The sequence below is a fragment of the Planctomycetota bacterium genome, assembly GCA_035384565.1.
In the GTDB taxonomy this organism is placed as follows: domain Bacteria; phylum Planctomycetota; class PUPC01; order DSUN01; family DSUN01; genus DAOOIT01.
On the sequence record DAOOIT010000105.1, the window covers coordinates 1 to 14,042 of the forward strand.

15 protein-coding genes are annotated in these 14,042 nt (G+C 70.2%); 8 read left to right on the forward strand and 7 right to left on the reverse strand.

Translation table 11 applies throughout. The features are described from left to right. Positions 1–389: 389 nt before the first annotated feature. Positions 390–2,486, forward strand: a complete 2,097-nt coding sequence (locus PLE19_22475) for a hypothetical protein (protein HPD17713.1) — start codon at positions 390–392, stop codon at positions 2,484–2,486. A gap of 306 nt (positions 2,487–2,792) precedes the next feature. Continuing rightward, on the forward strand, positions 2,793–3,137 hold the full coding sequence (locus PLE19_22480) for a hypothetical protein (protein ID HPD17714.1): 345 nt from the start codon (positions 2,793–2,795) through the stop codon (positions 3,135–3,137). Between the two features lie 93 nt (positions 3,138–3,230). Here PLE19_22480 and PLE19_22485 read toward each other — a convergent pair whose 3' ends face one another. The 6 genes from PLE19_22485 to PLE19_22510 are packed head-to-tail and all read right to left on the reverse strand — an operon-like array spanning position 3,231 to position 7,602. Beyond that, the gene (locus PLE19_22485) at positions 3,231–3,410 is read right to left on the reverse strand and encodes a hypothetical protein (GenBank protein ID HPD17715.1); all 180 of its coding nucleotides are present in this window, start codon (positions 3,408–3,410) and stop codon (positions 3,231–3,233) included. A 4-nt stretch (positions 3,411–3,414) separates the two neighbouring features. Further along, positions 3,415–3,894 (reverse strand): prepilin-type N-terminal cleavage/methylation domain-containing protein, encoded by a 480-nt coding sequence (locus PLE19_22490; GenBank protein HPD17716.1) that lies wholly within the window; start codon positions 3,892–3,894, stop codon positions 3,415–3,417. Next, entirely contained in the window at positions 3,891–4,250 is a 360-nt protein-coding gene (locus PLE19_22495; GenBank protein HPD17717.1) for a hypothetical protein, read from the reverse strand. Before PLE19_22495 ends, PLE19_22490 begins: the two co-directional genes overlap by 4 nt. Then, the gene (locus PLE19_22500) at positions 4,247–5,518 is read right to left on the reverse strand and encodes a type II secretion system F family protein (GenBank protein HPD17718.1); all 1,272 of its coding nucleotides are present in this window, start codon (positions 5,516–5,518) and stop codon (positions 4,247–4,249) included. Before PLE19_22500 ends, PLE19_22495 begins: the two co-directional genes overlap by 4 nt. A gap of 12 nt (positions 5,519–5,530) precedes the next feature. Beyond that, on the reverse strand, positions 5,531–6,529 hold the full coding sequence (locus PLE19_22505; GenBank protein HPD17719.1) for a type II secretion system F family protein: 999 nt from the start codon (positions 6,527–6,529) through the stop codon (positions 5,531–5,533). Further along, positions 6,526–7,602: an ATPase, T2SS/T4P/T4SS family gene (locus PLE19_22510; GenBank protein HPD17720.1), complete on the reverse strand. Its 1,077-nt coding sequence runs from the start codon at positions 7,600–7,602 to the stop codon at positions 6,526–6,528. The genes PLE19_22505 and PLE19_22510 overlap by 4 nt, the downstream gene beginning before the upstream one ends. 150 nt (positions 7,603–7,752) lie before the next feature. Here PLE19_22510 and PLE19_22515 point away from each other — a divergent pair, with 150 nt between their 5' ends. The 6 genes from PLE19_22515 (at position 7,753) to PLE19_22540 (ending at position 13,502) form a co-directional block, all read left to right on the forward strand. Then, positions 7,753–9,627 carry a lipopolysaccharide kinase InaA family protein gene (locus PLE19_22515; protein HPD17721.1) on the forward strand — a complete coding sequence of 625 codons (1,875 nt, stop codon included), beginning with the start codon at positions 7,753–7,755 and terminating at the stop codon, positions 9,625–9,627. A gap of 69 nt (positions 9,628–9,696) precedes the next feature. Further along, positions 9,697–9,993 (forward strand): type II toxin-antitoxin system RelE/ParE family toxin, encoded by a 297-nt coding sequence (locus tag PLE19_22520; GenBank protein ID HPD17722.1) that lies wholly within the window; start codon positions 9,697–9,699, stop codon positions 9,991–9,993. A 12-nt stretch (positions 9,994–10,005) separates the two neighbouring features. Continuing rightward, positions 10,006–10,293, forward strand: a complete 288-nt coding sequence (locus PLE19_22525) for a HigA family addiction module antitoxin (protein ID HPD17723.1) — start codon at positions 10,006–10,008, stop codon at positions 10,291–10,293. A 95-nt stretch (positions 10,294–10,388) separates the two neighbouring features. Then, entirely contained in the window at positions 10,389–11,525 is a 1,137-nt protein-coding gene (locus PLE19_22530; GenBank protein HPD17724.1) for a glycosyltransferase family 9 protein, read from the forward strand. 157 nt (positions 11,526–11,682) lie between these two features. Beyond that, the gene (locus PLE19_22535; protein ID HPD17725.1) at positions 11,683–12,684 is read left to right on the forward strand and encodes an NAD(P)H-dependent glycerol-3-phosphate dehydrogenase; all 1,002 of its coding nucleotides are present in this window, start codon (positions 11,683–11,685) and stop codon (positions 12,682–12,684) included. Then, the gene (locus tag PLE19_22540; GenBank protein HPD17726.1) at positions 12,684–13,502 is read left to right on the forward strand and encodes a sulfotransferase; all 819 of its coding nucleotides are present in this window, start codon (positions 12,684–12,686) and stop codon (positions 13,500–13,502) included. The genes PLE19_22535 and PLE19_22540 overlap by 1 nt, the downstream gene beginning before the upstream one ends. A 95-nt stretch (positions 13,503–13,597) precedes the next feature. Here PLE19_22540 and PLE19_22545 read toward each other — a convergent pair whose 3' ends face one another. Next, a complete protein-coding gene (locus PLE19_22545) occupies positions 13,598–13,825 on the reverse strand; it encodes a DUF2283 domain-containing protein (protein HPD17727.1) in 228 nt (75 codons plus the stop codon). Between the last annotated feature and the right edge of the window lie 217 nt (positions 13,826–14,042).

The following is a 14,042-nucleotide window of genomic DNA, read 5'->3' on the forward strand; positions in this document are numbered from 1 at the left end:
CGGGTAGCGAACCCGCGGGAGGTTGGGGTCGGGAGGTTGGGGTTGGACGCGGGAGGGCTGTGCCGAGCGGCTGGCGGGCGGAGCCTGCCCATGCTGTATCAACCCTGTGAGGGGGAAAGTGATACAGCATGGGTAGATGGGCGAGAATGGGCGATTCTCGCGGTTCCGGCCATACTCGTTCATCTGCGCGATGAGCAAGTATGTGAGCCGGTATGGCGGCGGCGTGTCTGGTTTCCAAGACCGTGGCGGCGGGTGGGGGCGCGGGCGCGCCGACTGGAGGCCAGGCGGCGCGCCTGCCGCGCTCTTGACAGGGCGGTGCCCTCGGCCTACACTCACGCGATGCCGGCGTGCGACTGGCCTGGGGACGGTGTTTGAGAGGAGAAGGAACGATGGCGCACGGGACTGCGGCCTTCCTGGCGGCGGTGTTTGGGGTCGCGACGGCTGTCGGCGCTCCGACGCCGGACCCGCCCCACCCCGTGCTGAAGTGGGTGAAGCACCATCCGAGAGAGGGTGCGGCAAAGCCTTCGCCCAGATTGGGTTACGAAGGCTCCTATGGCTACGACTGGCTCACGAAGCTCCTCATTCGCCACGCGGGCCACAACCAGGGCGGCGGCGGCGAGCAGAACGCCGAGGTCTGGACCTATGATCTCGATGCCGACGCGTGGACGCTGAAGGAGCCCAACGACGCGCCCCCAGGCACCTGCTGCGACCAGCAGAACGTCTTCCACGACGCACTCCGCAAGTTCATCCGGTTCCCGGCGTTCAGCGGCAGCCACGGCTGGCAGTCGCCACGCGAGATCAACCTCAAGAACAGCTCCGTCTGGACCTATGACCTCGACACCAACACCTGGCGCTACCTGAGGCCGTGCCCCGAGGTGTGGCCCGCCCCCCTGCGCGGCGCCGCCTACGACCCACACCACCAGGTCGTCGTGCTCCACGGCGGCGAAGGGTCGAACCACGGCACCGTCGTATATGACCTGTACACAAACACTTGGACCGAGATGAAGCCGAAGCCGCCCGCCCCGGCGCCCAACCTCTCCCAGCCAGGCTTCACCTACGACGCCGCGAACCGCCTCTTCGTGCTCTTCGGCTCGCAGTTCCAGGAGGACGAGCGCACCTGGGTCTACGACCTGCGCGCCAACTCCTGGCGCACCCTCGACGTCCAAACCCACCCGCCAGGGAAGCGCACCAGCCCCGTCCTCGCCGCCGACACCCGCAACGGCATCGTGCTCTGCTCCGTCCAGCGCGATGGCGAGAAAGACAAGACCCTCGAGACCTGGGTGCTCGACGTGGCGAAGAGCACGTGGAAGCGCCTGGACCTCGACCCGCAGCCCGACCCTTCCGGCAGCCGTAACAGGATGCTTATGTACTTGCCGGACAAGAACTTATTCGTTCTCGAGAACCGAACGGACAAGGAGCAGCAACTCTGGACCTTCCGCTACGCCGAGGCCCCGCCCCCACCCCCGCGCGTGCCTAATCTGAAGGTCGTGACCAAGCCAGACGCGGTTGTGCTCACCTGGGAGGCACCCGCCGGGGCTGATAGGCCCCGCTACACAGTGCTGCGCGGCGCGGGGAGCGTGCCGTGGGAGGTGGAGGTCAAGCCCATCGCCGAAGGCCTTGATGCAACGACGTTTACGGACGACAAGCCACCCAGGAAAGCCATCGCCTTCTACCAGGTGAAGGCCGCGGGCGGCTCCTTCATCGTGCGAGCGCAACCGGCGGTGGTGAGTGATGTGGTGGTCTCGGTGCTTGGGCCGAAGCAGATCGAGGTGGCCTGGCCAAAGGCAGAAGCCGAGGATGTGGCAGGCTATCTCGTTGAGAGGGCAGAAGTTGCGGCGTATTCGACCGACGAGGTCCTGCGCGTGAAGCAGCGCTATTGCCACACCTCGGAGAACGCGGTGGGGCGGATCAAGCGGATCGGCCAGTTCCAGCGCCTCACGTCGCAACCGATTGCAGAGAATAGCCTTGTGGATGGGACGGTTGACCTGGCGACGGGCCAGAGGGAGCCTGCGGAACCGGGCCTGGGCGGGTCCGCGCTGAAGCCAGACCAGCTCGACCCCAACGGAAAGCCTTACAGATTTGCCACTTACGCCTACCGCGTGATCGCCGTCAACCGCCTGGGCGTCGCGGGCGGCCCCTCGGCCCTGGTGTTCACCTATCCGTCAGCCGTCCAGCACGTCTTCGCCAAGGAGGAAGGAGCAGGCGCCACGCGCCTCAAGTGGGTCGCCAACAGGGAGAAGGCCGTCAAGGGCTACCTCGTCTATCGGCACGACGGGCGGTGGGACAAGGACCCGATCTCGCTGCTAACGCCGGAGCCGCTTGCTGCCACTGAGTTTCTGGACGAAACCGCCGGCGGGGCGACCCGCCGCTACGAGGTGGTCGCGGTGGACGCTCTTGGCCAGGAGGGCGAGCCGTCGCAGCCCGTGTGGTCGCGGCGCGAGTGGCGGGCCTTCTACAAGCCCTACACCGGCGAATGGCACCAGTGACGGGCCGCGCGGCGGGGGGCTTGCTTTCCCGTGTTTGCATCAGTACACTGCCGGGAACTTGTGGAATCTCCAGTCCCCATGTGAGCGGGCCGAAAGGAGGTGAAGGCGAGCCAGGCCAACGAGCTGCTAACGGGTGCCGGGAAACGGGCGCCCGAGGAGTGGGCGCAATCCCGTGGGTCAGCTTCGTCTGCGGAGTTGCCCGCGCGCTTGCAGCGTGTGAACGGACAGTGAAAACCGGCGTGACGTGTGGTGAGTGAGTCGCAACTGCCCTCGGCTCCGCGAGGGCGCAATGCAGGAGAAAGACACGTGAGACCGCGGATTCTGGCTCTGATTGCCGTGTGCGTCGCTGTGGCGTTCGTGGCCAGCGTGGCGATGGCCGCTGAAGGCGAAAAGCCGAAGAAGCAGCCCGGCTGCGTCGGCACGGTCGCCGTAACCAAGGATGGCGATGCGATCAAGAGCATCACGATCACCGGCGGCAAGAAGGATGCCCCTGTGGTCTACTGCGTCGTCCTCGACGAGAACGGCAAGAAGGTCGCCGCCTTCGATGGCAAGAAGGTGAAGGCCATCGGCACCATCGCGGAGAAGGACGGCAACAAGTGGATCACCGTGACGGAGTGCACGGAGATCGTCCCCAAGCCGAAGAACAACTGATCTCGGCTCGGCCGATGCAGTCGAGTGGCCGCGTTCCGCGCGAGCGGGGCGCGGCCGCTTCATTTATGGGCGAGCGGCTGTAGCGGCGGAGTCTCAAGGCGAGCGAAGGCGCTGAACCTGCTGTGTCTCGACCAGGCTCAGGAAGCCACGCAGGCGCCCCAGCGCGGCGAGGTTGGTCGCCACGTAGGCGCCCATGACGGCCATCAGCACGAGGGCCACGATCAGCCCGAAGCCACGCTGGCGTCTGCGTCGTCGTGCCCGATGAAGCAGCATGCGCTCACCTCGCTCCCGCCGCGGTCGGCACAGCCCGGAACGTGAAGAGCGGGCGCAGCCGGGCGCGCTCTCGGCCCGTAAGCTCGACCTCCCAGCGCCACGAGGCCACGGCCTTTCCCGCGTCTCGCTCCATGCGAGATGCGTTGACCCTGGCCAGGAACGGCCTGGGCGCGGGGTCCTCGGGGCCTCGCCGCGTGACCGCCGCGCCGGCGAGCCGGTAGACCACCTCGCCCTCCGCCTGGGGAATGTGCAGGGCGCCGTCGGCCACGCGAAGCGGCGCGATGGCCCGGCGCACGTCCTCGCGCCACCGCTCGCCGGCCTTCACCGCACGCGTAATGTCGTCCACATTGCGCAGAAGGTCCAGCGAGTGGGCGACGCAGGCGTAGTAGGCGAGCCAGGCCACGGTGGTCATGACGCCCAGGACGGCGATGTAGGTCATCACCTCCATGAGCGTGAAGCCGCGTTCTCGGTTCGCTGCGTTCATGGCACGTCCGCCTCCCGCACCACACGGCCGCCCTGGCGCAGGCGGGCGGGGGTCCACTCGAGCCGCACGTGCTTGCCCCTGACCGTGAGGGTGAACGTGCCCTCGGGCAGGTTCCTGGCGGCATCGGCGCGCACGGGGTAGGCGTGAACCCCCTCGCCGAATGCCTGCCACTCGCCGGCCAGCAACGCCTCGAACTCGCCGTCCACGATCTCCATCGCCACGGCGCGGTAGTACTGCGCCTTCAGCATCGCCACGTCGGTTGATTGGCTGACGGCGAAGCCGGTGAAGACCACGGCCAGGAGGCCCATGGCCACGGTCAGCTCGATCAGGATGCTCGCTCGGCGACGCTGCCTCACCATATCATCCCCTCTCTCACGAGGAGCAGGAGGATGTGGAAGAACCCGATCGCCACGAGCGCGACGATGGCGCCGTTGCCGAGGACGAGCGCCGTGGTGACCGCCTGGGCCGCCGTCTGCTCCTGCTGGAACGCCTTGGCGTCGAGACTCTCGTGCCAGCCGGCGAGGGCATCGAGGAACCCAAGGTTCCCGTGCGCGGCATTGGCGAGCCGCCACTTCAGCTCGCCGGACCCGTCGAGCCACCCGAGGGCCTCGGCGAGCGGCGCCCCGCGCGCCATCGCCGCTGCCGCGGCCTGCGCGCGCCGCACGAGCACGCGGTTCGCGGTTGCCGCGGCGGCCAACTCGACGGCCCTCGCCTCGGGCACGCCGGCGTCGAGCAGCACGGCCAGCATGGCCGAGAAGTCGCGCTGGAGCCGCTTGCGCCGCCACGGCAGCCACACGGCCAGCCGGTCCCCGAGCCACCGCAGCCGCAGGAGCGTCGCCAGCTCCGGCCCGCCAACGTAGGACAGCGCCGAGAGGACGACGACCAGGCTCAGCGCCGCCGCCACGGCAAAGAGCGCCTGGGCGTACGGCGACACCAGCGCCCATTCCGCCAGGTGCATGTCCTCCAGCATCATCTGGAGCCTCGGCACGATGGCGAGAACGGCGAACAGGAACAGGCCCACGCCGGTGAGGAAGAAGCCCGACGCCAGCACAACCACGTAGTTCATCGCGCTCCGCATGCGAGGCGTGGCGCTGGTGAGCACTCTGCGACAGGCGGGCAGCACCTTGCGAATGTCGCCCGTCTCGCCGCCGACCCGGAGCATCTCGGCCACCTGGGGCGGCACGAGGCCGGGCACGGCGCGCAGGGCCGCGGGGAGCGCCTCGCCGCCGCTCAGCCGCCGGGCCACGCGCGCCAGGCGAGGCCCGAACACCATCCGCGCCCGATACCTGCCAACCCAGGCCCACGGACGGCTGAGCACGGGCAGGTGCGTGAACATCCAGTACGCGACGGGGTAGCAGCTCTTCAACTCCAGGCGCTCGGCCTCGGCGAGCGACACGAGCGCGCGCTCCACGCTCTTGCCCTGCGCCACGCACGTTTCCACGATGTCGAGCAGCAGCCGCCCCCGCTCCTGGCGCCGCAACGGCAGGCTCAGCGCCCAGTAGACCGCGTACGGCACGCCCAGGACGAAGAAGAGCCAGATGCTCCAGGCCACTAGCTCGGGGAGCGGCTCCCGCATGCCGGTGGCGGGACCGCCGAGGGATTGCATCGAGGCAAAGGTCAACATGACGTGCTCTGCCTAGGAGCCTGCGATCTGCTGCATCAGCGCCACCAGGGGCGCCGCGATGGACGACAGTTGGAAGAACAGCATGCTGCCGAGGACGAGGATGGACGACGGCAGCGCGGCGTAGAGCAGCATCTCGGTGCCGTGGTCGGCGCGCGTGTGGTAGAGCTGCGCCGCGCGCTCGAAGCCCGCCGCCATGTCCTCGCCGCCCTGGTCCACCATCCAGGTGAAGAGGGCGGGGAACACGCGGTCGCCTTCCGCCATCTCGGCGAAGCGCGCGCGGCCGCCGGCCAGCCGGTCGCGCAGGCGGCCGAAGGCCGGGCCGGCGCGGGTGTGCTTCTCGAGCTGTTCCATGAGCTGGAGCGCATCGTCGAGGCGGCACCCGCCGTGAAGCATCAGCGCCAGGGCCGAGGCGGCCTGAGCCAGGCTCGCCTCGCGGAACGGCGACACGCTCCACCGCAGCCAGCGGCGAACGGCTGGAAGCGATAAGGCAATGGCCACGGCCAGCAGCACCGCAGTGAGCGCCGCCGGCGCGCCCAGGACCCTCACGCCCCAGGCCCCCGGCGTGCGGTAGATCAGGCCAAGGGAAATGGAGTGGAAATCAGCGGCGAACTCGCGCAGCAGCGGCCCGAGATAGAGCGCGAGGAACAGCGACACGCCGAGCGTGGCCAGCAGCACGACGATGGGGTAGAACAGGAGCCCCTTGAGCCGCGTCCACACCGAGCCGACGCGGCGGTAGTGGTCGGCCAGCATCTGGAGGATGGCGGGCAGGTTGTTGCCGGCGGCGCCGACGCGGACCATGTGAACGTAGAGGTCGGGCAGGCGCTTGCCGTCGAGCGCCTGGGCGAGCGGCACGCCGCGGGCCAGGTCGGCGGCGACGGCCTGGAGGTCGGCCGTCAGGGCGCCGCGGCCCAGCCCGAGGCAAAGCTGTTCCACGGCTCCCTCCAGCGGAATGCCGTCCCGCAGCATCTGCGCCAACTGCTCGTTGAAGAACGCGAATTCATCGTGCTTCATGTGCCCAGAACCCTCGTGCACTCGGCCTCGTTGGTCACTCCGCTCTCGACGAGCCGGCGCGCGGCCTCGGCGAACGGCGTGGGAGCGGCCACGGCGTCGGCGCCCTGCGCGCGCAGCCGGGCACGCAGCGCGTCGTCCAGCCGCAGCCATTCGACGATCGGCACGCGCCCGTGGTAGCCCGTGTGCAGGCAGCGCGCGCATCCCGCGCCCCGGCACTCGCGGCAGACGGCGCGGAGGAGCCGCTGGTTGATCACCATCTCGGCCGCCGCAATGGCCGCGTAGCGGTCGTCGCACATGTCGAACAGGCGGTCGAACACGCCCCGGCACGAGCCGGCGTGCAGCGTGGCGATCACCAGGTGGCCGGTGAAGGCGGCGCGGACCGCGATGTTGGCCGTCTCTTCGTCGCGAATCTCGCCGATCACGAGCACCTGCGGGTCCTGCCGCAGCAGGTGGCGCGCCGCCTTGGCGAAGGTGAGGCCGAGTGCGGCGTTGACCTCGGTTTGCATGACCCCCGGGATCACCTGCTCCACGGGGTCCTCGACGGTGATGATGTGCCGCCCGCTCCGGGCGGCCAGGTGCTGGAGGCAGGCGTAGATGGTCGTCGTCTTGCCGCTGCCCGCCGGGCCGGTGAGGAGCAGCAGGCCGGAGGTCTGCCGCAGGAACTCCGTCAGCCGCGCGCGGGCCTCGGCGGGGAAACCGAGCTGGTCGAGGGTGCGGACCTCGGCGCTGCCGAAGAGCCGCAGGACGATCTTCTCGCCCGTCACGGTGGGATACGTGGCCACGCGGATGTCGCTGCGGGCCCCTACGTCCGCTTTGTCTATCCGGCCATCCTGAGGGAGCGATTGCTGATAGGTCTTCAGGCGGGCGAGGTACTTGATGCGGCCGACCACTCGCTCGGCCAGGCCGTCGGCAAGATCGAGGGCGGGCGTCATCACGCCGTCGAGGCGGAAGGCCACGTGCGCGCGGGCACCGTTCATCTGAAGATGGATATCGCTGGCGCCGCTGGCCTCTGCCTGGCGGACCAGGCTCTCCAGCGCGGCCGGCGCCGAGTGTTCCGCCGGCTCCGAGCCCATCGCCTGAGCCCCTCCCTCCCCGCTATGGTATCGTATCCCCCCGCCCACGGCATGTCAATGGTCCCGTGGGAAACGCGCCCCGCCTTTCCCCTGCCCAGCTTGCCGCTGCGCCGAGGGCTCGCTATAATCGCAACGGACAGAGGACAGCCCATGGGTGCAACCGCACTGCTTTTCCGCGGGCAACGGCTCCTCCGCGCCGGCGAGGCCGCGCAGGCGCTCGACACGCTGGGCCGCGCCGCCGAGCGGGCGCCGGGGTCGCCTCACGCGGCCCTTCACCGCGCGCTCGCGCTCGGCGACGCCGGCCGCCTCGACGAGGCCCTCGAGGCCCTCGCGCGGGCGGCGGAGACTTGGCCGGGGAACCCCGCCTTCCCGCTCTTCCGCGGCGCGCTGCTGGCCGAGGCCGACCGGGCGGAGGAGGCCCTGGCCGCGCTGCGGGCCGCGCTCGCGCTCTCGCCCGGCAATCTGCTCGCCGAGGCCTACCTCGCCCTGGTGGCCATGCGGCGCGGCGATGTCGAGGCCCCGCTCCGGCGCCTCGGCGCCGTGGGCCTCACCGACAATCCGCGCGCGCTCGCCGCCCTCCTCGCCGAGGTCGAGGCCGCGCTCTTCCGCCGGTTCGGCGCCGATACCGACGGCAAGCCGCCGGACGCGCGCGTCATGCCCGATGCCCCCGCCGGGTGGAGCGCCCGGCGCCTCCTCGCCCGCGGCCGGGCCTGCGTGGAGCGGGGCGACCCCGTCGCCGCCTGGCCCCTGCTCCAGCTCGCGGCGCGGAAAAACCCCTCGCTGCCCGACCTCTTCGCTTACCTGGGCTTCGCCGCCTACGACCTCGGCCGCTACGGCGAGGCCCTCGGCTATCTCGACCGCGCGGGCACCTGGTCGCAGCAGCCCGAGGCCATCCACCTCCACCGCGGCGCCTGCCTCTACAAGCTCGGGCAGTTCGCCGAGGCCCTCGACGCGCTGCGCCGCGCCGAGGGCGCCGACGAGCTGGGCGACTACGCCACCTGGGTGCGCCTGTTCCTCGCCCGCACGCTGGTGGCCCTGGGCCGCCCGCGCGAGGCCGTGCCGCCCCTGCGCCGCCTCGTCGAGATGGAGGGCGACGTGGCCCTCGCCCGCCTGCGTCAGGCCCGCGAGCTGCTCGGCCTGGCCCTGCCCGCCACCGCGCCGCAGGGCTACGACGTCCTCGAGGAAGGCAAGGCCGTCCTCGTCGTCAAGCCCCCCTGCGCCGAAACCATCCGCGAGCAGAGACTTGCGGGCGGCGCGTCCCCACGCCGCGAGGGTGGTCCGCGGGGCGGGGACGTCCCGCCCACAGTTCTGCCGCCGAGGGCCGGCCGGGCGCCGATGGAGCGCCTCGCGCTGCCCGATGGGGGCACGGCCCTGGTGCGCCAGTGCCGGCGCGGGGGCCTCTTCGGCCGGCTGCTGGGCGACAGGTATCTCGACGGCGGGCGGTTTCTCCGCGAGATCGCCGTGTCGGACGCCCTGCGCCGCCGAGGCATTCCCACCCCAGAGGTCATCGCCGGCATTCGCCGCGAGATCCTCCCCGGCGTCTACCGCGCCGAGATCATCGTGCGCGAAGTGCCCGAGTCTCTCGACCTGGCCGCCGCGCTGCGCCGCGATGCTCATTCCCCTGTTGGCTCGGGTCACGCATCACGCATCACGCATCAGTCTGCTCTCGCCGCTTCGGCGCGCCTGGTTCGCCAGATTCACGACGCCGGCCTGTGGCACCCCGACCTGAACGCGAAGAACATCCTCCTCGGCGCCGACGGCTCGGCGATGATCCTCGACCTGGACCGCGCCGAGCTGCTCGACGAGTTGCCATTGAGCGCCCGCTTCGCCAATCTCGCGCGGCTCTACCGCTCGCTCCACAAGCTCGGGCTCGCCCCCAAGCCGGTCAGCGACGCGGCCTGGGCGGCCTTCCTCGACGCCTACGCGGGCGACGACCCCGTGCTCCTCGCCCACACCGACGCGGCGATGGCCCGCTGCCGGCGCGACCTCGGACGGCACAGGCTCTGGTGGCGGGTGACAGGTTGAGTCGCCTCTTCCGCCGTCTTGCACGCTACGTCGCTATGTGGTATAGTAGGCAGCGGAGGCGGAGCCGGCATGATTGTGTCGTTCGGCGACCGGGCTACCGAGGACATCTACCACGGCCTGAGTTCGAAACGGACCCGGCGAATCCCGGCGGTTCTGTGGCGGACAGCGCGTCGGAAGCTGGACATGCTCGAGTACGCCCAGAGCCTGCGCGATCCGCTCGCGCTGCCAGGGAACCGTCTCGAGGCGCTCAAGGGCGGCCTGAGCGGCTTCCACAGCATCCGCATCAACGACCAGTGGCGCATTCTGTTCCGCTGGCACGAGGGCGCCGCCCACAAGGTGACCATTGTGGACTACCACACGGGATAGGAGGCAGGGCAGATGATCCCGAGACATCGCATCCCCACATCACCAGGGGAGATCCTCGATGAGGAGTTCCTGCGGCCGTTGGGGCTGACGCAGACGGCCTTCGCCCGACACCTCGGGGTGCCGGTGCGGCGCATCAATGAGATCGTGCGGGGCAAGCGCGCGGTGAGCCCCGAGACGGCGCAGCTCTTCGCCGCGGCGCTCGGCACGTCGCCCGAGTTCTGGATGAACGCGCAATCGAGCTACGATCTGGCGACCCACAGGATCGAGGTCGAGATCGAGCCACTGGTCAAGACGGGCTGACCGAGGGTCCTGAAATCGCCAATCGCAAGCCGCAAATCACAAGTCTGGCGGACGCGCGGCGGATCGCGATCTTCCGCCTGAGCGCGCTGGGCGACGTGATCAACACGCTGCCGGCCCTCTCGGCCCTGCGGCGCGCGCGGCCCGAGGCGCACCTCACCTGGATCGTCGAGGCCGCCTCGGCCGGCGTGCTCGAGGGCCACCCGCTGCTCGACGAGGTGCTGGTCTCGGGCCGCAAGCAGTGGGAGGGCGCATTCAAGCGCCGCCGCGGCTGGTGGCAGGCCTCGCGCGAGTTCTTCGGCTTCTGCCGCCTGCTGGGCAGGAAGCAACTCGACGCGGTGGTGGACTTCCAGGGCAACCTGCGCAGCGCCGTGGGCGTGTGGCTCACGCGCGCGCCGCTGCGCATCGGCCCCGCCCGCGGCAGCGGCCGCGAGCGCAGCCACTGGTTCTACAACGTGCGCCTGCCGCTGCCCGAGGGGCCGATGCACAGGGTCGAGCGGGGCCTCGCCCTCCTTCGCGCCCTCGGCATCGAGACGGCGGACGCCAGGCCCGTCATCCCCGTGAGCGATGCGGACAGGGCGAAGGTGGATGAGTTCCTGTCCGCCAGCGGCCTGGGGGCGGAACGGTTTGCTCTGATCCACGCGGGGACGAGCCCCTTCGGGCAGTACAAGCAATGGCCGCAGGACCGCTGGGTCGCGGTGGCGAAGCGTCTCGCCGCCGAGCTGGGGCTGCGTGTCATCTTCACCCGTGGGCCGAGCCAGTCGGAGAGCGAATCAGCGGAGAGTATGGCGCAAGCAGCCAACCGAACTGCGGGTGGGGGGTCCCAGGTTGTGGGCGGCGTGTCCCCACGCCGCGTGTCGCGGGAGGAGGACATCCCGCCCACAATGAAACAAGAAGGGGACGCCACGCCCACAGCGGCCGTGGCTCCGGTCTTCTCGCTGCGCGAGCTGGGCGAGCTGTGCCGCCGCTGCCGCGTGTTCCTGAGCGTGGACACCGGGCCGATGCACCTGGCCTCGGCCGTGGGCGCGCCGGTGGTGGCGCTCTTCGGGCCGAAGGACCCGCGGGTCTACGGCCCCTATTTCGGCCCGCGGGCCATCGTCGAGAAGCCGCTCGACTGCCGCCCGTGCCGCAAACGCTCGTGCGACAACCCCCGCTGCATGCTCGCCATTACGCCCGACGACGTGCTGGCGGCAGCGACCGCGTTGTTGAGGCAGACTTGGGGGGAAACTTCTTGAAAGCAAGTTTCTCCCCAAACCCCCTTTCAGGAACTTCTGAGCTGGACTGCGTCGCGTGCGGCGCAGCCCAACCCAGGAGTTCTCTTGAGGGTGGGGGAGGGAGCCTTTCTTGCAGGAAAGGCTCCCTCCCCCGTTCATCGAACGTGGAGACGCAACGATGGTTGGCAAGCATGTAACGGTAATCGGCGATGGCGGCTGGGGCACGGCCCTCGCCCTGCTGCTCCTGGGGAAAGGGCACGCGGTGCGATTGTGGGGCGCGTTCCCGGACTACATCGAGGAGATGCGCCGGCGGCGCGAGAATGTGAAGTTCCTCCGCGGCATTCCGCTGCCCGAGGCGCTGGAGCTGGCCAGCGATCTGCCCGGGGCCGTGGCGGGGGCCGAGTGGCTTGTGATGGCTGTGCCCACGCAGTTCATGCGCGGCGTGCTGCGGCGGCTCGCCAGGTGCTACCGGCGCGGCACGCCGATCGTCAGCGTGGCCAAGGGCATCGAGAACCGCACGCTGCTGCGCCCCACGCAGATCATCGCCGGCGTGCTCGGACCCGCGCCGGTGGCGGCCCTCTCGGGGCCGAGCCACGCCGAGGAGGTGGCGCGCGGCCTGCCGGCCACCGTGACCGTGGCCAGCCGCCGCGCAGCGCTGGCCCGCCGCGCGCAGGCGCTGTTCATGACCGACCGCTTCCGTGTCTACACGACCACCGACGTGGCGGGCGTGGAGCTGGGCGGGGCGGTGAAGAACGTGGTGGCCATCGCGGCCGGCATTTGCGACGGGCTGGGCCTGGGCGACAACGCGAAGTCGGCCCTGCTCACGCGCGGCCTGGCCGAGATGACGCGGCTGGGCGTGGCCCTGGGCGCGCGGCGCCACACCTTCGCGGGGCTGGCGGGCATCGGCGACCTGATCACCACGTGCGCCAGCCCGTTCGGGCGCAACCGCGCCGTGGGCGTGCAGATCGGCCAGGGCAAGAGCCTGAACGAGATTCTCGCCGGCATGGCCATGGTGGCCGAGGGCGTGCGCACCACGCTCTCGGTCCGCGCGCTCGCCCGCCGGCATGGCGTCGAGCTGCCGATCACCGAGCAGGTCTACCAGGTGCTCTTCCGCGGCAAGGACCCCAAGGCGGCGGTGCGCGACCTGATGCGCCGCGCCGCGAAGGACGAGGTGAGCTGATGGCCATCGAGATTCGCGCGCCCATCTTCATCCTGGGCTGCCCGCGCAGCGGCACGAGCGTCTTCTACGAGAAGCTGGCGCAGCACCCCGACATCGCGGTCATCTCGCGGGCCATGAAGAAGATGCCCAGCTCGCTGCTCGCCACGCGGCTGCTGCTGCTGGGGCGGCGGAACTTCCAGCCCACCGAGGCCGAGAACGTGTGGGGCCGGTTCTGCCGCGGCGACGACCACGCCCTCGGCCCCGACGACGCCACGCCGCGCGCCCGCCGCTACCTGCACGCCGTCGTGCGCACCCACCTGGCCCTCTTCGGCAAGCCGCGCTTCCTGGCCAAGTGCCCGCGGAACTCGGTGCGCGTGGGCTTCCTCAACGCCGTGTTCCCCGACGCGGTGTTCGTGCACATCGTGCGCGACGGCCGGGCGGTGGCCTACTCGATCTCGCGGTCGCGGGCCAAGGAGGCGGGGGCCTACTGGGGCACGCGCCCGCCCGGCTGGCGCGACCTGCTGGAGCTGCCCGTGCTCGAGGCCTCGGCCCTCCAGTGGAAGCTCATCACCGAGCACACGCTGCGGGCCGCCGAGGCCCTGCCGCCCGAGCGGTACATGGAGCTGCGCTACGAGGAGTTCACGGCGCGGCCCGCCGAGGCCCTCAACGCCGTGGCCGCCAAGTGCGGCCTCGCGTGGGACCAGGCGTTTCTGGCGACGCTCGTGGGCGACATCGAGAGCCGCAACTACAAGTGGCGCGAGAGCCTCGCCCCGGCCGAGGTCGCGCGGATGAACGAACTGATCGGCGGCCTGCTCGTGCGGCTGGGGTATGAACTGTAGGCGGGGCGGTCCGATCCAGAACAGCGAGTTGCCGCCTCTGCTGAAGCGGCAGCTCAACACGTCCCGGTTGTCAAGGCCACACGTGGTTCAGCGGCCTACGAGGTCTGCACGACTTCGCTCGGGAAGTTCTCGAGAACCAGCCGAGGAAGTGCGCCTGAGCCGAGCACTTTCCTGGCATCGAGGACCTCGATGCCCACCAACAGCTCGCCTTCGCCGATGTTGAGGGCGACCTCGTCGGACAAGCGCAGGGTGCGGCATTGGTGCGGCCCCTCGACCAGCCGGATATACAGGGCGTCACATTCCCGGTCGTAGCGGATGGTCATCGCGCGCCCCTCTAGAAGTAGAAGACGTACACAGTGATGACGACAGTCTCGTCAGCTTCCTCGGCAATCACAGGGGCTACCTGCTTAACGGCATAGTGCTTCCCCTGCCAGAGCGCATCATACTCGAAGTTCTAATGGCATATCAACCGCCCATGCTTGGCCGGGGTGTGGGCCGGAATTGTAGGTGGCTGCGGGAGCTCCGAAGGAGCGAAATGGG

Bases quoted from the DNA above. Each gene is read 5' to 3' on its own strand.
- PLE19_22500 (HPD17718.1), bottom strand. From the start codon at position 5,518: ATGTTGACCTTTGCCTCGATGCAATCCCTCGGCGGTCCCGCCACCGGC.
- PLE19_22535 (HPD17725.1), top strand. From the start codon at position 11,683: ATGGTTGGCAAGCATGTAACGGTAATCGGCGATGGCGGCTGGGGCACG.
- PLE19_22545 (HPD17727.1), bottom strand. From the start codon at position 13,825: ATGACCATCCGCTACGACCGGGAATGTGACGCCCTGTATATCCGGCTG.
- PLE19_22510 (HPD17720.1), bottom strand. From the start codon at position 7,602: ATGGGCTCGGAGCCGGCGGAACACTCGGCGCCGGCCGCGCTGGAGAGC.
- PLE19_22475 (HPD17713.1), top strand. From the start codon at position 390: ATGGCGCACGGGACTGCGGCCTTCCTGGCGGCGGTGTTTGGGGTCGCG.
- PLE19_22505 (HPD17719.1), bottom strand. From the start codon at position 6,529: ATGAAGCACGATGAATTCGCGTTCTTCAACGAGCAGTTGGCGCAGATG.
- PLE19_22515 (HPD17721.1), top strand. From the start codon at position 7,753: ATGGGTGCAACCGCACTGCTTTTCCGCGGGCAACGGCTCCTCCGCGCC.
- PLE19_22525 (HPD17723.1), top strand. From the start codon at position 10,006: ATGATCCCGAGACATCGCATCCCCACATCACCAGGGGAGATCCTCGAT.
- PLE19_22520 (HPD17722.1), top strand. From the start codon at position 9,697: ATGATTGTGTCGTTCGGCGACCGGGCTACCGAGGACATCTACCACGGC.
- PLE19_22485 (HPD17715.1), bottom strand. From the start codon at position 3,410: ATGCTGCTTCATCGGGCACGACGACGCAGACGCCAGCGTGGCTTCGGG.
- PLE19_22540 (HPD17726.1), top strand. From the start codon at position 12,684: ATGGCCATCGAGATTCGCGCGCCCATCTTCATCCTGGGCTGCCCGCGC.
- PLE19_22490 (HPD17716.1), bottom strand. From the start codon at position 3,894: ATGAACGCAGCGAACCGAGAACGCGGCTTCACGCTCATGGAGGTGATG.